Source organism: Psychrobacillus sp. AK 1817, assembly GCF_008807035.1.
Taxonomy (GTDB): Bacteria; Bacillota; Bacilli; order Bacillales_A; family Planococcaceae; genus Psychrobacillus; species Psychrobacillus faecigallinarum.
In genome coordinates, this window is sequence record NZ_CP031739.1 from 3,036,155 (window position 1) to 3,055,567 (window position 19,413).

Genomic DNA, 19,413 nt, shown 5'->3' on the forward strand with positions numbered 1-19,413 from the left:
GCTATAGGAGAGTAGGTCTTACATGAAAACAGGAATACTTTGCATACATGGTTTTACTGGAGGTCCATACGAGGTGCAGCCTTTCGTGGACTACTTGGAAGCAAATACAGACTGGCAAATTGTAGTTCCTACTCTTCCTGGTCATGGAGAAATTTTAGAATTAAAAAGCTTAACCGCCGAATCGTGGATGATGGCTGCCGAACAGGCACTGCGTATGCTTCAAAAGGAAGTAGATCGTGTGTATGTAGTTGGCTTTTCTATGGGCGGAATTATTGCCATTTATTTAGCTCTGCGCTATAAAATTGATAAAATGGTTTTATTAAGTGCTGCCGCAAAATACATAAATCCAGCACAGCTGTTACATGATATAGGGGACGTAGCAAAAAAAATAGTGGAAGGTAAGTCTGAAGAAAATACACTTTTCCAAATCTATAGTAAAAAGCTACGTGCAACCCCTATTCCAGCAGCTTTAGAATTTGTACGCCTGGTTAAGATGGTAGAACCCTATTATGAGCAAATTACTATCCCTGTATGTCTAGTCCAAGGGAAAAAGGATGGTATAGTTCCTTATACGGCAGCGCCCTTCTTATTTGACCACATTAAATCTACAAACAAGCAGCTAATCTTTTCGGATAGCGGAAAGCATCATATTTGCTATAGCGATGATTGTCAGAATTGGTTTCCACAAGCTCTTGCATTTTTAAGGGAAGAAGTGCAGGAAAAGATTTGTTAACTACTGGATATAAATTCGAATTCATTGCAACTAGCAAAATTGCATGCTATACTACGTTTAGAACAATGGATACATTTTGTGTGAAGACTCTTCAGCGTTTATTGAAGAGTACTTTTTTTTGAACATAACGGTTTGTTTACGCAAGAATTAACGAACCGCTCGGCAAAAGACCGGGCTTTCCCTTTATATAAGACCCCTCTGATCTAAAACCACAGAGAATTTTAAGTAACGGAAACGTTCCTCGTATAGGCTCGAATTTGCCAATTTCATCTGAAAATGTAACCATTTGTCAAAACAGAACAAAAAGGAGATTAAAATTTTGACAAATTTTTCAGAATTAAATATTAGCGCTTCTACACTAAAATCCGTACAACGAATGGGATTTGAAGAAGCTACACCAATCCAAGAAGGTACTATTACTCATGCTATGGAAGGCCGCGATATTATTGGCCAAGCACAAACAGGTACTGGTAAAACTGCCGCTTTCGGTATTCCGATGATTGAAAAAATTGACCCTAAAAACCCTAATATCCAATCTTTAATCATTGCTCCAACACGTGAACTTGCAATTCAAGTTTCTGAAGAGCTATATAAATTGGGCTATGATAAAAAAGTTCGTTTACTTTCTGTATACGGAGGACAAGAAATTGGCCGTCAAATCCGTGCACTTAAAAACAAGCCACAAGTAATCGTTGGTACACCTGGTCGTATCCTTGACCATATTAACCGTCGTACTTTAAAGCTTGATCAAGTAGAAACATTAATCTTGGACGAAGCTGATGAAATGTTAAACATGGGCTTCATTGATGATATCAATACAATTTTAGAAAGTGTTCCAGACAATCGTCAAACTTTATTGTTCTCTGCGACTATGCCGGGACCAATTCGTAAAATTGCTGATAAATTCATGAAAGATCCAGTTGAAGTAAAGATTAAATCAAAAGAAATGACTGTTGAAAATATTGAGCAGTTCTATGTAAAAGCTACAGAGCGTGAAAAATTTGATTTCCTTTCAAGAATCTTGAACGTTCACCAACCAGAGCTTGCAATTATTTTTGGACGCACTAAACGTCGTGTAGACGAGCTTGCAAATGCCTTAAGTATTCGTGGCTACTTAGCTGAAGGAATTCACGGAGATTTAAGCCAAGCGAAGCGTATGTCTGTATTGAAGCAGTTCAAATCAAACAAAATTGACATACTTGTTGCAACAGATGTAGCTGCTCGTGGATTAGATATCTCAGGCGTTACTCACGTTTATAACTTTGATATTCCACAAGATCCAGAAAGCTATGTTCACCGTATCGGTCGTACAGGTCGTGCTGGTAAAAGTGGTATTGCCGTAACATTTGTTACTCCAAGAGAAATGGGCTACCTGCGCATTGTAGAAGACACTACGAAAAAGCGTATGACAGCTCTTCGTCCACCAAGCTCAGATGAAGCATTAGTTGGACAGCAACGTGTAGCAATTGAAGCTCTTACTGAAATTATTAACAAAAATGACTTAGGTGACTATCGTACACTTGCAGCAGAAATGCTTGAAAAGCACGAAGCTATTGATGTAGTTGCAGCAGCAATTAAATCAATGACAAAAGAGCCAGACGATACACCAATCTCACTTTCTGAAGAACGCCCATTACCTGCTCGTAGAGAGCGCAGTGGTGGCGGACGCAGCGGTGGCGGCGGATACAAAGGTAACCGTAGCGGCGGAGGACGTAGTTCATCAAGTCGTGGAAGTGATCGCGGATCTTCTCGTACAGGTGGCAGTTCACGTCCAAGCGGCCGTCGTAGCAGCGGACCACGTGACGGTTCTACTCAACGTAGCACAAGAACTCGTTCACCACGTAACGAAGGCTAATTCTAAAAAATATAAAGGTGAATCCAATTTATTGGATTCACCTTTTTTTATACATAAGCAGTATTGCAACATCCTAATACCACGAAACGCGTCATTTGATAAAAGCAGAATTCATTAATGCTTTATCTTGTATTTATAAATAAAGAAAAATTATGAACTCAATGTATGATAAAATGAAACATTTCCCTTTCACTTTCGTATACAATGACAAGAGAAGAGGTGCATAAGAATGCGAAGAGAACCGATTAACCGAATTTCCGTAAAAGGTTTAAGAGTTTGGAGAATTTATGGCATAATCCAGACCCTAATTGTTTTGTTATTAGGGATAGGGACAGGAGTTATCAACTACTTTACCGGAAATTATATATGGCTATACATAGTGGCAGGAGCAGTAGTATTGCTTGTCGGATATTTATTAATTTACTTATTTCCAAAGGTAAGATGGAGTAGATGGAGATACGAAGTAAGAGATCAGGAAATCGAGCTGCAGCACGGATTGTTTGTAGTAAAGAGAACACTGGTACCAATGGTTAGGGTGCAACATGTAGATACTGAGCAAGGACCAATTTTACGAAAGTATGATTTAGCTTCTATCACAATTTCTACAGCAGCAACAAGTCACACTATCCCCGCGTTAATAACGGAGGAAGCAGATGAATTGCGCGGAAGAATATCAGTGCTTGCAAGGGTGGCGGAAGAAGATGTCTAAAGAAAAGTATAAGCTTCATCCGATTTCAGCCTTGATTAATTTTGTAAAAGTGTTAAAGGAAATGATTCTTCCATTAATCGTTTTATTGGTGGTGAATGGTTTTGGAGACGATTCAAACTTTTGGTCTGGACTTTTCACATATGGAATTTATGCAATAGTACTTTTATTCATGTTAGTGAGTGGAATTATCAAGTGGAAGAGATTCCGCTATTGGTTTGAAGATGGAGAACTCAGAATAGAATATGGACTTTTTGTAAAGAAAAAGCGTTATATCCCTTTTGACCGTATTCAAAGCCTCAACTATACAGAAGGTATTTTCCATAGACCTTTTGGATTGGTTAAGGTAAAAGTAGAAACTGCAGGAGGAGGGCCAACAAAGGAGGCCGACGCTGAGCTCACTGCGATTAGTAAGGAAGCTGCAGAACAAATAAAAAAAGAGATAATGCTGGCTAAAAGTCAAGAAACTCCAATTCTAGAAGAGGGAATAGAGATTACAGAAACCATGAAGGAAGAAAAAAAGCCAATCTTTCGTATGTCTACAAAGGAACTGTTGGTTCTAGCAAGTACCTCAGGTGGAGTAGGTGTATTCTTTTCTGGTCTTGCAGTATTTGCATCCCAGTTCTCTGAATTGATACCTTACGAGAGAATTTATAATGAGATTATGATCTTCATTAAATTTGGTGTACTCATGGTAGCATTAGTTGTTTTCTCTGTTTTACTCGTTGCATGGGCAGTTTCTGTCTTGCTAACTTTCATCAACTATTATGATTTTACAATTAGAATAGAGGATGAGGAGATTATTATTACTAGAGGGCTTTTAGAGAAAAAGAAAATCACCATTCCTTTAACGCGCATACAAGGAATACGCTTAGTAGAAAATCCCCTTCGTCAGCTCACTGGATATGCCACGGTAACTGTAGATAGCGCGGGAGGATCAATGGCAGAAAAAGACGAAACGATTCGTCTGCTTCCATTAATAAAAAAAACAGAAATAAATCCTATTTTAGAAGAGATTTTTCCGGAATTTCAGCTACAGCCTAGCTTTCAAAGAGTTCCAAACAAATCTAGAAAGTTTTTCTATCGCTTAGACTTGCTGTGGATTATACCTATAGCCGCTGCAGTCATTTACTTCTTTTATCCATATGGATTATTATCTCTGCTATTAATACCTGCTAGTTTTGGCTTAGGAGTTTGGCAAAAGAAAACTGCCGGCTTTTATATAGAGGAAACACAGTTAGTCGCTCAATATCGATTATTTAGTAGAGTGACCGTTTGGATGGAAAAGAGACGAATTCAGTCTATGACTGCTCGAACAACATATTTTCAAAAGAAATCAGATGTTGCATCTATAGTGGTGACCATTAAATCTGGAGTTGGAGGGGCAGAAACAGTGATTCCCCACATAGAAAAAGTGGATTCGGAAAAACTATTAAACTGGTATGAACCAACACGAAAATCTAAAACAATCATAGAAAAAGAACAGTCCGAATAAGGGCTGTTCTTTTCATTTCATCTTATGAGATTTTTTATGATTTACTATACTACTGTATACGGATTTTTCTTTTTCTTCTTCCAAGAGCCAATTCGCTTAGGATGAAAGAAAACCATTCCTAGGACAAAACCAGTGATTAATCCACCAATATGTGCGGTCACACCTACATTCGGCTGTAGGAACGAGAGTATGACACCGATAACGATGATTGGAATAATGATTTGTCTAAGCTGTGGTAACAAGTGCTTCGTGTAATGGACTAATGCCGCAAACGCGCCTAAAATTCCATAGATTGCCCCACTGGCACCAAGACTTGCGTAGTTCCAGTCATGAATCAAATAAGTGGCCACATTTCCGATAAAACCAGAAAGGAAGTAAATTGTTAAAAATCTTGCCTTTCCTGAAAGCTGCTCTAATTCCGGGCCAAATATATATAAAGAGAACATATTAAATAGTAGGTGAGCAAAACCTGAATGCAGGAACATTGGAGTGATCAGTCTCCAATACTCTCCTTCTGCAATGAGGAGGTTGACACCCATTCCAAAATAACGCAAATATATTCCATAAACCGGTATAATAGTTAACAGGAAAATAATAATATTTATAGCCAATAATGTAGATACAACAGGATATAATTTTATGTATTCTTTAAAACTTTCTCTTCTTGAAAACATACTGTCACCTCGGATTTCTTACTATATAGTATATCTTGAAAAGGCCATATTTGAAAGGAAGAACAATTATGATTATCGGTATAGGGTTAGATATAACAGAAATAAAAAAAATAGAGTCCATTTTATTAAAAACCTCTAAATTTATTCCACGAGTTTTAACGAAAAAAGAAATAGAAATAATGGAGACTTTATCATCCTCAAGGCAATTAGAATTTGTAGCAGGGAGATTTGCAGCAAAAGAAGCATTTTCCAAGGCTTTAGGCACTGGAATAGGAAAAAGTTGTAGCTTTCAGGATATAGAAATTTTAAAAGAAAGTAATGGTAAACCTGTACTATATTTTAAGGAAAAGCCTCTAAATGGCTTTGTTTCAATCACTCACACAAAAGATTATGCTGCCGCACAAGTAATTCTTCAATCATAACCGGTCGTCCACCTACATACAATGAACGAAGGCAGTGATAATAGAAAGGGTGGACAAAATTGAAGAGCCTAGTGGCTAAACTGGTAGTTTTATTTGCAATGATCCTGGTACTATCTGCATGTGGAGCTGAATCGAAGGAAGACGTAGTGAAAAAACTAAGTAACAAATGGAGTGACGCAAAAGGATATGAGCTTACCGCAGAAATGAGTATTCTAACGGGTGCAGAACCAAGAGTTTATGATGTAGAAGTTTGGCATACTAAACCTGAGTTTTATCGTGTAAAGGTCTCCGATGCTAACGCAGAAAATACTCAAATGATCGTTCGTAACGCTGAGGGAGTTTTCGTCGTAACACCAGCCCTTAACAAAACTTATAAATTCCAAAGTAAGTGGCCTTCAGAAAATAGCCAAGCTTATCTAATTGGTTCGTTGGCAGAGGATATTAAAAAAGATAAATCTGCTACTTTTAAAGAAGAAGGAGACAAATATGTATTTGAAGCAAAAACAACTAATAATCACAAAAATATGCTTCCTTCTCAAAAAATCTATATAGATAAAAAGACGTTGTTACCAACAGACGTTTCTATATTAAATGAGAACAAAGAAGAGCAGATTCATATTAAGTTTAACAAAGTCTCTCTAGGTAAGACTCGTGCTGCTGGAGATTATAAAATTGAACAAACACCAGCTGCAATGGAAGAGGGAGAAAAGGTTGAAACGTCTGCTGAGTTAGAAAGCAAGGAGTTCGAAACACATTATCCAGTAGTTAAATGGGAAAACACCCCTCTAGTAGAGGAAAAAGTGATTAAATTAGAAGACCAAAAACGTGTAGTTTTAACTTTTGGTGGAGATAAAGGCTTCACTGTGATTCAAGAATTAAGCGATCCAAATGTATCTTCCTCTATCCCTGTGTTTGCACCTGGAGATCCAGTAGATTTAGGTGTTGCTATTGGAGCAGTAACTGATCATTCCATCAGTTGGGAACAAGATGGTATGTCCTTCTTCATTGCTTCATCTAGCTTAACGAAAGAGGAAATGATCGAGGTTGCAGCATCTATGACAGTTTCTGAATTAAAATGATTATTAGTTGACGACCTCTTCTTCTGAGGAGCATAATTATGATAAAGAATTGGAAGAAGAGGTTCAGCAATGTCACAAAAATTATATAGACCGACTTTTGTAGAAGTTAATTTACAGTCAATACAAACAAATATTGCTCGACTCAAAGAGATGCTGCCTTCTTCAACAGAGGTAATTGCAGTAGTAAAAGCAAACGCTTATGGACATGGCGATATTGAGGTTGCTCGTGCTGCCATTCAAGCAGGTGCATCCATGCTAGCTGTAGCAACTCCAGAGGAAGCTTTGCATTTAAGAGATTTTGATATAAAAGAAGAGATTCTCGTCTTAGGGGCCGTACCAGTTTCCTTTTTACCTGAAGCAAGTGCCCAAAATATTACTTTAACAGCATATTCACTTGACTGGTTTTTTGCCACTAAGGGAAACGAAAAACCAGTTAAAGTGCATATAAAAATTGATAGTGGTATGGGGAGGATTGGTTTTTCAAGCACCCAGGACCTCCTGACAGCTTTAAAGTTTTTAAATGAGGAGCCAAATTCTCTAGAAATAACGGGAGTTTACACACATTTTGCAACTGCAGATGATGTGAATACGGAGTATTTTGAAAAACAAGTGAGTAGGTTTGAAAGCTTTTTAGAAGTATTTAAAGAAAAGCCTAAAATGATTCATACTTCCAATAGCGCCGCTGCTCTACAGCATCCAAGTCAAAGTTGGGATGCCGTTCGCTTTGGGATTTCAATGTATGGAATAGCCCCTTCCCCCTATTTAAATGATCATCTACCTTTCTCTTTGGAGAAATCTCTTTCCTTGCATACAGAAATTGTGCACATCAAAAAGGTTAATAAGGGAGACTCTATTGGTTACGGGGCTGCCTATACAGCGGAAACAGAAGAATGGATTGGCACATTGCCAATCGGGTATGCCGATGGCTTGCTTCGAAAACTCCACACACAAAAAGTATTAGTAGAAGGAAAAAGGGTGCCTATTGTAGGGAAAATTTGTATGGATCAATGTATGATTCGTTTAAATGGACCGGTGGATATAGGAGAGAAAGTTGTTTTACTGGGAAGACAAGGAAATGAGGAAATTAAGGTTGAAGAATGGGCAACTACGCTTCAAACAATTCCATATGAGGTATGCTGTACTCTATCTACTAGAATACCTAGAATTTATCACAAGTAAAATGTCGACAAAACGTAGTTCTTCATGCATAATTTGTCTAACCATTTCTTATTATGTCTTTTATTTCACCTCTAGTAATGGTAAGATGAAGTATATTGTCAGATAGGGAAATGTTTTGTCGGAGGTGTTTGCTGTGGTAAGTGATAAAAAGAAAAAAGAAGCGCTTATAGAGATTCCAATGCAAATGGTTAGTGAGGGAGTGCAAACTTCTAAATCATTAACTGGTAGGGAAAGCGTTGCTCGTGTACATGCAAATGAATATATGAAGAAAGGCCAGGCAAATCTTATAAGAGAAGCGATGATGAAAGGTTATGTTGAGATGTCTCATATTAACTTATCCATATGTATGGAATGTCTACATGCGGAATATGAAGCCCAACATACGACAGAGCGACTCGTAAGTGGAGGATGAAAACTTGATCGTAAAACGTGGGGACGTTTTTTTTGCAGATTTATCACCAGTAGTCGGGTCTGAACAAGGTGGAACTAGGCCCGTACTGGTGATACAAAATGATATCGGAAATCGGTTTAGTCCGACTGTAATTGTGGCAGCGATTACCGCTCAGATACAAAAAGCGAAATTGCCGACACATGTAGAAATCGATGCAAAAGAGTATGATTTTGAACGTGATTCAGTTATATTATTAGAACAGTTACGAACTATTGATAAGTCAAGGCTTACGGATAAAATCACACACTTAGATGAAGATGTGATGGAAGAAGTCGATCATGCACTAGGCATCAGCTTAGGAATCGTAAAATTTTAAATACATAGACAAAACGCAATGTGTAGCCGACAAATACGCATTGTGTTTTTTTGTTTCTAGATTTATTCCATTTATTCTTCATCTAAATATTTTAATCCATTTAATGTTAAATGGATTTCCCCAAAATATATGTTACTGTATTCTGCATAACGGGTAGAATCATTGTTGAAGATATAATAGTGTTTCTCTATCAACTAAATGTGAAAAAGAATCTTTCGGAAATTATAAAAGATGTAAATTTCTTTAAGATTCGTTACAATATAATTACCATTAATTTTGTGAGGAGTTGGGTATACCCAAATGAACAAACAAATAGCTACGTACATTCACGATGACATCGATGAAATATTAGAAAAATGGAAAGAGAAAATGGAAGATGAAAAAGACGATCGTTTTTTTCAAATAATGTCAGAACAAGTAATTGATCATACTGCTCGTGAATTTGGGGAGTTAATGATTTCAAGTCTTACAGAGGATCATGAAACTTATACTGGAAAGCTAAATGACTTTTCTGTTCAAATTGTTCGTTACGGCTGGTCCATATCCTTTGTGTTAAAAGCATTAAATAACTTTACAGAGGTTATTTACGAAAATATGGAAATTGCAGGACACTTAAATGAAAGTAATTACAAATCTTACCGTACTATTTTAAATAACTGGTTAACACCTGTTACTCATACGATCGTTGAAGCCTACGCGAAAGTATGGGAAAAGACAGTGAATCTACAAAAAATTGCTTTACAAGAGCTTTCAGCATCCCTTATCCCTGTTTTTGAGAAAATATCTGTAATGCCTTTAGTCGGAACAATTGACACGGAACGTGCAAAGCTTATAATGGAAAACTTACTGCAAGGTGTAGTGAAACACCGTGCAGAGGTTGTATTGTTAGATATAACTGGAGTTCCTGTAGTTGATACAATGGTCGCTCATCATATTATTCAAGCAGCTGATGCAGTTCGCCTTGTTGGAGCTAAATGTTTCTTAGTAGGTATTCGTCCAGAAATTGCACAAACAATCGTTACACTTGGCATTAATCTTAATGACTTTACGACAACTAGTACGTTACAACGTGGAGTTGAACAGGCGTTAGCACTAACAAATCGAGCGATAGTAGAGGTGAACTCATAATGATGACGAGAATTCCAATCTTAAAGTTAAGAGATTGTTTAATTGTATCTATTCAATGGGAACTGGACGATCAGACAGCATTAGCATTTCAAGAGGATTTATTGGACAAGCTTCATACCACTGCTGCTAGAGGAGTAGTTTTGGATTTAACGCCAATAGACTTTATTGATTCGTTTATCGCTAAAGTTTTAGGAGACGTTATCAATATGTCAGGCTTAATGGGAGCTAAGGTAGTAATAACAGGAATACAGCCAGCTGTTGCTATAACATTAATTGAGCTAGGAATAAGACTTGAAAATGTAGCAACAGCTTTAGACTTAGAAAATGGATTGGAAAAACTTGAACGAGAATTGGAGGACTAATCCATTATGAATATGAAGTCTTCTGTTGACATAATAAGTGAGTGGGATATAGTTGCTGCTAGGCAGCTTGGAAGAAACGAAGCAAAAGATGCTGGTTTTGGCACAGTAGACCAAGCTAGAATTACAACTGCTATTAGCGAGCTCGCTAGAAATATATATTTATATGCAGGAAAAGGTAATATAGAAATAAAACAGATTGTAGAAGGAAATCTCAAAGGCATTTTGGTTATAGCTTCTGACGAAGGGCCAGGTATTTCTGATGTCCGTAAAGTAATGGAAGACGGATATACTACATCTGGAGGCCTAGGAGCAGGATTGCCAGGGGTAAAGCGTCTAATGGACGACTTTAAAATTGAGACTGTAGTCGGAGATGGTACAACAATCATTGCCACAAAGTGGTTGAGATAGGGGGTAAAATAAGTGCCTCAAGAGTTTAAAAAGCAGTATAAGGAAATTTTAAAACAGTATACATTAAGTCAAACAGAGCATAATTTATATGAAGGTCAAAACGTTAGTAGACAGCTTATTCAAAAAAGCATCTCTCCGGAGGAAGTTATTAGTATACATAAAGCCTCTCTTGAAGAGATTATACCAGGCTTACCGGAGGAAGTTTTACACTCGTTTGATTTTTTAATTGAAGTGATGATTAGATATGGCTTAGCTTTAAAAGAGCACCAAACCCTAATTGAGAAACAACAAAATTTTAAAATGGAAATGGATTTGGCTACAAATGTCCAACAAACATTGCTAAAAACTAAAATTCCAAATATGAATGGCTTGGACATTGGGATTATTTCTGTTCCTGCTAAAGAGATGAACGGGGATTACACTCACTTTTTGAGTAACGAGAATGCAATAGGAATCGCTGTTGCTGATGTTATCGGAAAAGGGATACCAGCGGCTCTATGCATGTCCATGATTAAATATGGAATGGATAGTTTAGATGGTCCAGAAACAGATCCTGTCGTAGTATTGGATATTATTAACCGAATTGTTGAGAAAAGTGTTAGCGATTCAATGTTTATATCCATGTTTTATGGCACATATGATTCAGCTTTAAGTGAATTCACTTATGCTTCAGCTGGGCACGAGCCACCTCTTTTTTATTGTGCTAAATCAGGCGAGTTTAAAGAACTTCAGGCAAAAGGTCTGTTGCTAGGGGTTATTCCTAATGTAAGATATGAGCAACATTCAATAGTTCTTGAAAAAGATGACTTTATCGTGATGATGACTGACGGAGTAACCGAATGTCGTTCAAAGGAAGGCTTTATCGACCAAAAAATAATCCTGAGTATTATAGAAAGCGTTAAGGATAAACCAGCTCAAGAAATGGTTGAGTATGTATTCCATAAGCTAGAAGAATTGCAGGAATTTGAACAGCGTGATGATTTTACTCTTGTCATTTTCAAAAAATCACTGTGAACATGTTTAGCGTTGGCTCAAACGTGGTATAGATACACTATATATAGCGAAAACGGGGGATAATTGAAAATGAATATATCAGTAGAATTATACGAAGAAGATAAACGCGTCAAAGGAATTATAAAAGGTGAAATTGATGCTTTTACAGCACCTCTTTTAAGAGAAAAGCTATCAGAAATTAATTTAAAGGAAAACTTACGTGTAGAGTTAGACTTAACAGACGTAACTTACATGGATAGTACTGGTTTAGGCGTATTCGTAGGATTTTATAAAAGTGCTAAAGAGTCCAACGTTCACATGGAATTAACAGGGCTATCATCTCGACTAAAACGATTGTTCGACATAACCGGTTTAGGAGATATCATGGACATCCAAGCGAGCGAAGAGGTGAAAATAGATGAAACCGTTTGATTATGTTGAGATTCGTTTACCAGCAAAGCCTCAATATGTTAGTGTAGCACGTCTTACAATTTCTGGATTAGCGAATCGTATGGGCTTTTCTTATGATGATATTGAAGATTTAAAAATTGCAACAAGTGAAGCAATTACTAACGCAGTTCAACATGCTTACACAGAGGATGAGGATGGCGAAGTAGTAATTGGCTGCGCTTTATATAATGACAAAATAGAAATTATGATTGCTGACCATGGGAAAAGTTTTAATTTTGAGGAAACAAAAGCGCAAGTGGGACCTTACCATGATTTGGAGGAGGGATCGTTCTTACGTGAAGGTGGCCTTGGCCTATATCTAATTGAAACTTTAATGGATGAGGTGAAGGTCCATCACCAAGAGGGTGTAACTGTATTTATGACGAAGCATGTCGGAGTAAAGCAGGTGGATGAAAATGTCGAACACATCTCTTCCTAAGGAGTCAAAAGAACAGATTCTAGAATGGATAAAAGAATATCAAAGCACAGAAAGCGAAGAGGCTCAAACCAATCTAGTATTAAACTACGAGCGTTTGGTTGAGTCTATTGCCCGTAAATATTCTAATGGTAAATCTCATCATGAGGATATAGTACAAGTAGGTATGCTGGGCCTTCTAGGAGCTATTAGAAGATATGATCCTTCATTCGGTAAGAACTTTGAGGCTTTTGCTATCCCAACTATAATTGGGGAGATTAAGCGGTTTCTAAGAGACAAAACATGGGCAGTACATGTACCAAGAAGAATTAAAGAATTAGGTCCGCGTATAAGATCAGCTGTTGAAGTGTTAACAACAGAATTTCAAAGATCTCCACTTGTGCCAGAAATCGCGGATTATCTTGATGTAGAGGTAGAGGATGTATTAGAGGCGATGGAGATGGGGAAAAGTTATCAAGCCTTATCTATGGACCATTCTTTAGAATCGGATGCAGATGGAAGTACTATTACATTATTTGATGTGATTGGCCAAACCGATGGAGAATTTGAAAAAACAGACCAGCGCTTACTTGTAGCCGAAGCTTTCAATGTTTTATCTGAAAGAGAAAAAGAAATTATTAAACTTACATACATGGAGCAACTGAGTCAGAAGGAAGCTGGAGATCGTCTTGGCATCTCTCAAATGCATGTATCACGAATACAACGTAAGGCAATAAAAAAATTGCAAGAGGCAATATTATCGTCAGGTGGTTTAGTAAATTGATAAATTACTCAGATGAAAAAGTTGAGTTGCTAGTATTTCAGGAAGCAAAATCAGGAAACGCAGAATCTGGAGATACATACTATGTATCAAAGCATGAGGACTTTATGCTCTGTGCCATTGCTGATGGACTAGGTAACGGTCCTGTAGCAAAGGAATCTGCAGATGTTATACCTGCAATTTTAGAACAATACCCTGAGGAGACGCTGGATAATTTATTGTTGAAATGCAATGAGTTGATGGTTCAAAAACGAGGAGCAGCGGTTGCTCTTGTGAAAGTAGATTACAAAACACAAACTATCTCATATAGCTGTGTTGGCAATATCAAATTTTACATGTACCAGAGAGCAACAGGAAAGATGATATATCCTTTGCCAGTGATGGGCTACCTATCTGGAAGAAAGCAAAAAATTAATACCCAAACGTATGCCTGCGCAAAAGATGACCTATTTCTTCTTCACTCAGATGGAGTAGTGATGAATAGCCCGAAATCTACTATTAAGGAATCTGGCTCTGCAAAATGTTTGTACGAAACTGTATATAAGGAAATAGAGCATGGTGATGATGCCACGTTTATTGTAGGAAGCTTACTCTCATAATAGAAGGGTAAGTTTTTTTACTGTCTTCATTTAGGGGTAAGCGCTAAATATGTTAAAATAAAGGGTATATGGAAAGGGTGAATTTGTGTTGGAACTAAAGAAAATGCTTCAGCTTGTTTCTAAAGAAACTGGCATAAAAACTACGCAAGCCGAACAAGTAATAAAACTTTTAGAAGAAGGAAACACCGTTCCTTTTATAGCTCGTTATCGTAAAGAACAAACAGGATCTTTAGATGAGGTCCAAATAAAAGCAGTAGAAGATCGGTATCAATATATACAACAGCTTGAACAACGCAAAGAGGAAGTACTGCGTTTAATAGATGAACAAGGAAAGCTGACGGAAGAGCTTACTACTTCCATTCAAAATGCTACGGTGCTTCAGCGAGTAGAGGATTTATATCGACCTTATAAACAAAAGCGAAGAACAAAGGCGACAGTAGCGAAGGAGAAAGGGCTTGAACCTTTAGCAGATGAACTATTAACCTTCCCTAAAGCATCTATCTATGATTTAGCACAAGCCTATATTAATGAAGAGCTAGAAGTATTGACGACGGAGGATGCACTCCAAGGGGCTCGTGACATTCTCGCAGAACAATTTGCTGATGATGCGAAAATACGCGAACAGATTCGAAATCTATCCCGTATGGACGGGAAAATTGTTACTGCGCTAAAGAAAGCAGAGCTTGATGAAAAAAATGTCTATGAAATGTACTATGAATATGATGAACCAGTGAAGAAAATTGTGCCTCACCGTATTCTTGCATTGAATCGTGGAGAAAAAGAGGATGTATTAAAAGTTGGTCTCCAGGTACCACTTGAAAAGATTTTAAGAGTAATGGAAACTCAATGGATTCCTAATAATATATCTAGCAGTGCTACAGAGCAGGTAAAGCAAGCAATCGAGGATTCCTATAAACGGTTAATACAGCCTTCAGTAGAAAGAGAAATCAGAGCAGAACTTACTGAAAAAGCAGAAACACAAGCTATTCATATTTTCTCTGAGAATCTACGAAACTTATTGCTTCAGCCTCCGTTAAAGGGGAAAGTTGTTCTAGGAGTGGATCCTGCATACCGGACAGGTTGCAAACTAGCAGTTGTAGACGATACAGGTAAATTACTAGAGGTATCGGCTATTTATCCACATGCACCAAAAATGGATGTGGAAGGCTCGAAAAGAAAGGTACTTTCTTATCTTAAAAAATATCCAATTACTTTAATTGCAATAGGAAATGGTACAGCTTCTCGTGAAACAGAGCAATTTATAGTAGATTGCCTGAAAGAAGTAGAGGGTGAAGTAGCATATGTTATTGTCAACGAAGCAGGTGCTTCTGTTTATTCAGCTTCCGAAACAGCGCGAAATGAGTTTCCAGACCTTCAAGTGGAGCAACGAAGTGCAGTCTCTATTGCCAGAAGACTTCAAGATCCTTTAGCGGAGTTAGTAAAAATAGATCCAAAGGCAGTAGGGGTAGGGCAATACCAGCATGATGTTTCACAAAAAAAACTCTCGGAATCACTTTCTTTTATAGTAGAAACTGCTGTTAACCAGGTAGGGGTCAATGTAAACACAGCGTCAGCCTCCTTACTGCAATATGTTTCTGGTCTTTCTAAAACGGTTGCTGAAAATGTGGTGAATATGCGCAATGAACAAGGGCGCTTTACTTCAAGAGCTCAGCTTAAAAAAATTCCGCGTCTTGGAGCCAAAACATATGAGCAGGCAATTGGTTTCCTGCGTGTACCAGATGCAAAAAATCCTTTTGATGCAACAGGAATTCACCCAGAAAGCTATAAGGCAGCTGAACAGGTCCTAGAAATTGTAGGATTGAAGAAAGGCCAAATAGGTTCTAAGGTAGCAGAAGAAGCATTAAATAACATTTCTATAGAAGAAACTAGTAAGGAATTAGGAATCGGCGAAATTACTTTGAAGGATATTTTAGATGCACTTATTAAGCCTGCACGTGATCCACGCGAAGCTTTCCCACAGCCTATACTAAAGAAAGATGTCTTGAAGTTAGAGGATTTAAAGGCTGGAATGGAGCTTCAAGGAACTGTTCGTAACGTAGTAGACTTTGGAGCCTTTGTAGATATTGGTGTTAAACAGGACGGACTTGTACATATATCCAAGCTTAAAAAAGGATTTGTAAAACATCCCCTAGATGTAGTTTCCCTTGGAGATATCGTTACAGTTTGGGTAGAACAGTTCGATGCTAACAAAGGTAGAATCGCATTAACTATGCTTCCGCCGGAACAACAAGTGTAATAATAAGAGTGTCCAATGATAGAATCATTGGACAAACTCTTTTATTTAGGAGAGGTAATATGACAGATGAACAATTGAGTGAATTAGTAAGTAAAATCTCAAAAGAGATTTTTGGGAAAGAATTTCGACATAAAGCCTGTTTTAATAAAAGACTCCGCAGTACTGGAGGCAGGTATATGTTAAGAACTCATATAATTGAAATAAATCCTCTTGTTCTAGAAAAGCATGGAATGAAAGAATTAATAGGAGTGATCAAGCATGAGTTATGTCATTATCATTTACATATAGAAGCAAAAGGCTACAAACATCGAGATGCAGATTTTCGCCAGCTTCTAAAACAAACAGATTCCCCCAGATTTTGTTCCACTTTAGTAGAGCCTAAAAGGCAACCACGTACTAAAGTTTACATGTATAAATGCTCAAAATGTGGGTTGTTATATAGACGGAAAATTCGAGTAAATACTCACAAATTCAAGTGTGGCAAGTGTTTTGGCGACTTAGTTTTAAGCTCTTCAAAAAAAATATAAGAAATTTGATGAAAAGTGTTGACGTTTGTCCAAACCCTCTCTATAATAGAAAAAGTCGAGTAAAACAAAACGACAAAAATTATTCCGAAGTAGCTCAGTGGTAGAGCAATCGGCTGTTAACCGATCGGTCGTAGGTTCGAGTCCTACCTTCGGAGCCATATAACTTACATAGGCCCCTTGGTCAAGCGGTTAAGACACCGCCCTTTCACGGCGGTAACACGGGTTCGAATCCCGTAGGGGTCACCATTTAAATTTAATAAAACATACATAGGTCCCGTGGTGTAGCGGTTAACATGCCTGCCTGTCACGCAGGAGATCGCCGGTTCGATCCCGGTCGGGACCGCCATGTTGGGGTATAGCCAAGCGGTAAGGCAACGGATTTTGATTCCGTCATGCCCTGGTTCGAATCCAGGTACCCCAGCCATTTCGTTTCGTGAGCCATTAGCTCAGTTGGTAGAGCATCTGACTTTTAATCAGAGGGTCGAAGGTTCGAGTCCTTCATGGCTCATCATTATTACAATAATTGTTGACAGACTCTTGCGAGTGAGTTATAATAGAGTTCGTCCCATTTTATAACTAAGCGGTCGTGGCGGAACGGCAGACGCGCTAGGTTGAGGGCCTAGTGGGGGATAACCCCGTGGAGGTTCAAGTCCTCTCGGCCGCACCAAGCAATGTCTCTTACTAAGCGCCCGTAGCTCAATTGGATAGAGCGTCTGACTACGGATCAGAAGGTTGTGGGTTCGACTCCTGCCGGGCGCGCCAATAAAACAATTATTTAATAAATTATATATGCGGGTGTAGTTTAGTGGTAAAACCTCAGCCTTCCAAGCTGATGATGAGAGTTCGATTCTCTTCACCCGCTCCAATTTAACTATAGCAAAACATGAACATTGAAAACTGAACATGCAAAACGTTAAGACATATAGCATCAAACAACTTCGGTTGTATTGACGCAAAACAATTTTTGACATCATTTAATGATGATGCCAGCAAAACAAAATGAGCTTTTTAAGTTCTCTATTATGGAGAGTTTGATCCTGGCTCAGGACGAACGCTGGCGGCGTGCCTAATACATGCAAGTCGAGCGAATGATGAAGAAGCTTGCTTCTTCTGATTTAGCGGCGGACGGGTGAGTAACACGTGGGCAACCTGCCCTGTAGATTGGGATAACTCCGGGAAACCGGGGCTAATACCGAATAATCCATTACCTCACATGAGGAAATGTTAAAAGACGGTCTCGGCTGTCACTACAGGATGGGCCCGCGGCGCATTAGCTAGTTGGTGAGGTAACGGCTCACCAAGGCGACGATGCGTAGCCGACCTGAGAGGGTGATCGGCCACACTGGGACTGAGACACGGCCCAGACTCCTACGGGAGGCAGCAGTAGGGAATCTTCCACAATGGACGAAAGTCTGATGGAGCAACGCCGCGTGAGTGAAGAAGGTTTTCGGATCGTAAAACTCTGTTGTGAGGGAAGAACAAGTATGAGAGTAACTGCTCGTACCTTGACGGTACCTCATTAGAAAGCCACGGCTAACTACGTGCCAGCAGCCGCGGTAATACGTAGGTGGCAAGCGTTGTCCGGAATTATTGGGCGTAAAGCGCGCGCAGGCGGTCCTTTAAGTCTGATGTGAAAGCCCACGGCTCAACCGTGGAGGGTCATTGGAAACTGGGGGACTTGAGTGCAGAAGAGGAAAGCGGAATTCCAAGTGTAGCGGTGAAATGCGTAGAGATTTGGAGGAACACCAGTGGCGAAGGCGGCTTTCTGGTCTGTAACTGACGCTGAGGCGCGAAAGCGTGGGGAGCAAACAGGATTAGATACCCTGGTAGTCCACGCCGTAAACGATGAGTGCTAAGTGTTAGGGGGTTTCCGCCCCTTAGTGCTGCAGCTAACGCATTAAGCACTCCGCCTGGGGAGTACGGTCGCAAGACTGAAACTCAAAGGAATTGACGGGGGCCCGCACAAGCGGTGGAGCATGTGGTTTAATTCGAAGCAACGCGAAGAACCTTACCAGGTCTTGACATCCCGCTGACCGGCCTAGAGATAGGCTTTTCCCTTCGGGGACAGCGGTGACAGGTGGTGCATGGTTGTCGTCAGCTCGTGTCGTGAGATGTTGGGTTAAGTCCCGCAACGAGCGCAACCCTTGATCTTAGTTGCCAGCATTCAGTTGGGCACTCTAAGGTGACTGCCGGTGATAAACCGGAGGAAGGTGGGGATGACGTCAAATCATCATGCCCCTTATGACCTGGGCTACACACGTGCTACAATGGACGGTACAGAGGGTCGCAACCCCGCGAGGGTGAGCTAATCCCATAAAACCGTTCTCAGTTCGGATTGTAGGCTGCAACTCGCCTACATGAAGCCGGAATCGCTAGTAATCGTGGATCAGCATGCCACGGTGAATACGTTCCCGGGCCTTGTACACACCGCCCGTCACACCACGAGAGTTTGTAACACCCGAAGTCGGTGGGGTAACCCTTTTGGGAGCCAGCCGCCGAAGGTGGGACAGATGATTGGGGTGAAGTCGTAACAAGGTAGCCGTATCGGAAGGTGCGGCTGGATCACCTCCTTTCTAAGGATAT

At 39.3% G+C, this 19,413-nt stretch carries 20 protein-coding genes, 8 tRNA genes and 1 rRNA gene; 28 read left to right on the top strand and 1 reads right to left on the bottom strand.

Features of this window, described 5'->3' with window-relative positions; genetic code table 11:
• The first annotated feature begins 22 nt into the window (after positions 1–22).
• The 4 genes from D0S48_RS15170 to D0S48_RS15185 all read left to right on the top strand — a co-directional run bounded on the left by D0S48_RS15170 (position 23) and on the right by D0S48_RS15185 (position 4,789).
• Positions 23–733 carry an alpha/beta hydrolase gene (locus tag D0S48_RS15170; RefSeq protein WP_144539595.1) on the top strand — a complete coding sequence of 237 codons (711 nt, stop codon included), beginning with the start codon at positions 23–25 and terminating at the stop codon, positions 731–733.
• Positions 734–1,052: 319 nt separating this feature from the next.
• Positions 1,053–2,588, top strand: a complete 1,536-nt coding sequence (locus D0S48_RS15175) for a degradosome RNA helicase CshA (RefSeq protein WP_144539597.1) — start codon at positions 1,053–1,055, stop codon at positions 2,586–2,588.
• Positions 2,589–2,817: 229 nt separating this feature from the next.
• Positions 2,818–3,297: a PH domain-containing protein gene (locus tag D0S48_RS15180; protein WP_144539599.1), complete on the top strand. Its 480-nt coding sequence runs from the start codon at positions 2,818–2,820 to the stop codon at positions 3,295–3,297.
• The gene (locus D0S48_RS15185) at positions 3,290–4,789 is read left to right on the top strand and encodes a PH domain-containing protein (protein ID WP_151112494.1); all 1,500 of its coding nucleotides are present in this window, start codon (positions 3,290–3,292) and stop codon (positions 4,787–4,789) included. The genes D0S48_RS15180 and D0S48_RS15185 overlap by 8 nt, the downstream gene beginning before the upstream one ends.
• 44 nt (positions 4,790–4,833) lie before the next feature.
• On the opposite strand, the gene D0S48_RS15190 is transcribed toward D0S48_RS15185, so the two are convergent.
• Entirely contained in the window at positions 4,834–5,463 is a 630-nt protein-coding gene (locus D0S48_RS15190) for a rhomboid family intramembrane serine protease (RefSeq protein ID WP_144539603.1), read from the bottom strand.
• 68 nt (positions 5,464–5,531) lie between these two features.
• Between D0S48_RS15190 and acpS the strand changes: the two genes are divergently transcribed.
• The 24 genes from acpS (at position 5,532) to D0S48_RS15310 (ending at position 19,403) form a co-directional block, all read left to right on the top strand.
• Positions 5,532–5,885 carry a holo-ACP synthase gene (acpS, locus tag D0S48_RS15195; protein WP_144539605.1) on the top strand — a complete coding sequence of 118 codons (354 nt, stop codon included), beginning with the start codon at positions 5,532–5,534 and terminating at the stop codon, positions 5,883–5,885.
• Positions 5,886–5,944: 59 nt separating this feature from the next.
• Entirely contained in the window at positions 5,945–6,964 is a 1,020-nt protein-coding gene (locus D0S48_RS15200; protein ID WP_144539607.1) for a LolA family protein, read from the top strand.
• Positions 6,965–7,033: 69 nt separating this feature from the next.
• Entirely contained in the window at positions 7,034–8,143 is a 1,110-nt protein-coding gene (gene alr, locus D0S48_RS15205) for an alanine racemase (RefSeq protein ID WP_144539609.1), read from the top strand.
• 133 nt (positions 8,144–8,276) lie between these two features.
• The gene (locus D0S48_RS15210) at positions 8,277–8,555 is read left to right on the top strand and encodes a transcriptional regulator (protein WP_225321630.1); all 279 of its coding nucleotides are present in this window, start codon (positions 8,277–8,279) and stop codon (positions 8,553–8,555) included.
• A 4-nt stretch (positions 8,556–8,559) separates the two neighbouring features.
• On the top strand, positions 8,560–8,910 hold the full coding sequence (locus tag D0S48_RS15215) for a type II toxin-antitoxin system PemK/MazF family toxin (protein WP_151112496.1): 351 nt from the start codon (positions 8,560–8,562) through the stop codon (positions 8,908–8,910).
• Positions 8,911–9,210: 300 nt separating this feature from the next.
• Positions 9,211–10,038 carry an STAS domain-containing protein gene (locus D0S48_RS15220; protein ID WP_151112498.1) on the top strand — a complete coding sequence of 276 codons (828 nt, stop codon included), beginning with the start codon at positions 9,211–9,213 and terminating at the stop codon, positions 10,036–10,038.
• The gene (locus tag D0S48_RS15225; RefSeq protein WP_144539618.1) at positions 10,038–10,400 is read left to right on the top strand and encodes an STAS domain-containing protein; all 363 of its coding nucleotides are present in this window, start codon (positions 10,038–10,040) and stop codon (positions 10,398–10,400) included. The genes D0S48_RS15220 and D0S48_RS15225 overlap by 1 nt, the downstream gene beginning before the upstream one ends.
• Positions 10,401–10,406: 6 nt before the next feature.
• Positions 10,407–10,808 carry an anti-sigma regulatory factor gene (locus D0S48_RS15230; RefSeq protein ID WP_144539620.1) on the top strand — a complete coding sequence of 134 codons (402 nt, stop codon included), beginning with the start codon at positions 10,407–10,409 and terminating at the stop codon, positions 10,806–10,808.
• 12 nt (positions 10,809–10,820) lie between these two features.
• Positions 10,821–11,822, top strand: coding sequence for a PP2C family protein-serine/threonine phosphatase (locus D0S48_RS15235; RefSeq protein WP_144539622.1), 1,002 nt, complete (start codon positions 10,821–10,823; stop codon positions 11,820–11,822).
• A 69-nt stretch (positions 11,823–11,891) separates the two neighbouring features.
• On the top strand, positions 11,892–12,233 hold the full coding sequence (locus D0S48_RS15240) for an STAS domain-containing protein (protein WP_144539624.1): 342 nt from the start codon (positions 11,892–11,894) through the stop codon (positions 12,231–12,233).
• Positions 12,220–12,690, top strand: a complete 471-nt coding sequence (rsbW, locus tag D0S48_RS15245) for an anti-sigma B factor RsbW (protein WP_144539626.1) — start codon at positions 12,220–12,222, stop codon at positions 12,688–12,690. The genes D0S48_RS15240 and rsbW overlap by 14 nt, the downstream gene beginning before the upstream one ends.
• Entirely contained in the window at positions 12,668–13,450 is a 783-nt protein-coding gene (sigB, locus tag D0S48_RS15250) for an RNA polymerase sigma factor SigB (protein WP_144539628.1), read from the top strand. Before rsbW ends, sigB begins: the two co-directional genes overlap by 23 nt.
• Positions 13,447–14,046 (top strand): PP2C family serine/threonine-protein phosphatase, encoded by a 600-nt coding sequence (locus tag D0S48_RS15255; protein WP_225216166.1) that lies wholly within the window; start codon positions 13,447–13,449, stop codon positions 14,044–14,046. The genes sigB and D0S48_RS15255 overlap by 4 nt, the downstream gene beginning before the upstream one ends.
• Before the next feature lie 88 nt (positions 14,047–14,134).
• Positions 14,135–16,303, top strand: coding sequence for a Tex family protein (locus D0S48_RS15260; protein WP_151112500.1), 2,169 nt, complete (start codon positions 14,135–14,137; stop codon positions 16,301–16,303).
• 59 nt (positions 16,304–16,362) lie between these two features.
• Positions 16,363–16,830 carry a SprT family protein gene (locus tag D0S48_RS15265; protein WP_151112502.1) on the top strand — a complete coding sequence of 156 codons (468 nt, stop codon included), beginning with the start codon at positions 16,363–16,365 and terminating at the stop codon, positions 16,828–16,830.
• Positions 16,831–16,913: 83 nt separating this feature from the next.
• Positions 16,914–16,988, top strand: a tRNA-Asn gene (locus tag D0S48_RS15270).
• Between the two features lie 13 nt (positions 16,989–17,001).
• Positions 17,002–17,076, top strand: a tRNA-Glu gene (locus D0S48_RS15275).
• Positions 17,077–17,100: 24 nt separating this feature from the next.
• A tRNA-Asp gene (locus tag D0S48_RS15280) sits at positions 17,101–17,176 on the top strand.
• A 3-nt stretch (positions 17,177–17,179) separates the two neighbouring features.
• A tRNA-Gln gene (locus D0S48_RS15285) sits at positions 17,180–17,254 on the top strand.
• Between the two features lie 11 nt (positions 17,255–17,265).
• Positions 17,266–17,338: transfer RNA gene (locus D0S48_RS15290), tRNA-Lys, on the top strand.
• A gap of 72 nt (positions 17,339–17,410) precedes the next feature.
• A tRNA-Leu gene (locus tag D0S48_RS15295) sits at positions 17,411–17,497 on the top strand.
• Positions 17,498–17,515: 18 nt separating this feature from the next.
• Positions 17,516–17,592 (top strand) — tRNA-Arg (locus D0S48_RS15300).
• A 29-nt stretch (positions 17,593–17,621) separates the two neighbouring features.
• Positions 17,622–17,695, top strand: a tRNA-Gly gene (locus D0S48_RS15305).
• Between the two features lie 154 nt (positions 17,696–17,849).
• A 16S ribosomal RNA gene (locus tag D0S48_RS15310) occupies positions 17,850–19,403 on the top strand.
• The last annotated feature ends 10 nt before the right edge of the window (positions 19,404–19,413 follow it).

Bases quoted from the DNA above. Each gene is read 5' to 3' on its own strand.
- rsbW (WP_144539626.1), top strand. From the start codon at position 12,220: ATGAAACCGTTTGATTATGTTGAGATTCGTTTACCAGCAAAGCCTCAA.
- D0S48_RS15220 (WP_151112498.1), top strand. From the start codon at position 9,211: ATGAACAAACAAATAGCTACGTACATTCACGATGACATCGATGAAATA.
- D0S48_RS15180 (WP_144539599.1), top strand. From the start codon at position 2,818: ATGCGAAGAGAACCGATTAACCGAATTTCCGTAAAAGGTTTAAGAGTT.
- D0S48_RS15225 (WP_144539618.1), top strand. From the start codon at position 10,038: ATGATGACGAGAATTCCAATCTTAAAGTTAAGAGATTGTTTAATTGTA.
- D0S48_RS15230 (WP_144539620.1), top strand. From the start codon at position 10,407: ATGAATATGAAGTCTTCTGTTGACATAATAAGTGAGTGGGATATAGTT.
- D0S48_RS15185 (WP_151112494.1), top strand. From the start codon at position 3,290: ATGTCTAAAGAAAAGTATAAGCTTCATCCGATTTCAGCCTTGATTAAT.
- D0S48_RS15265 (WP_151112502.1), top strand. From the start codon at position 16,363: ATGACAGATGAACAATTGAGTGAATTAGTAAGTAAAATCTCAAAAGAG.
- D0S48_RS15190 (WP_144539603.1), bottom strand. From the start codon at position 5,463: ATGTTTTCAAGAAGAGAAAGTTTTAAAGAATACATAAAATTATATCCT.
- D0S48_RS15240 (WP_144539624.1), top strand. From the start codon at position 11,892: ATGAATATATCAGTAGAATTATACGAAGAAGATAAACGCGTCAAAGGA.
- alr (WP_144539609.1), top strand. From the start codon at position 7,034: ATGTCACAAAAATTATATAGACCGACTTTTGTAGAAGTTAATTTACAG.
- D0S48_RS15170 (WP_144539595.1), top strand. From the start codon at position 23: ATGAAAACAGGAATACTTTGCATACATGGTTTTACTGGAGGTCCATAC.
- sigB (WP_144539628.1), top strand. From the start codon at position 12,668: ATGTCGAACACATCTCTTCCTAAGGAGTCAAAAGAACAGATTCTAGAA.
- acpS (WP_144539605.1), top strand. From the start codon at position 5,532: ATGATTATCGGTATAGGGTTAGATATAACAGAAATAAAAAAAATAGAG.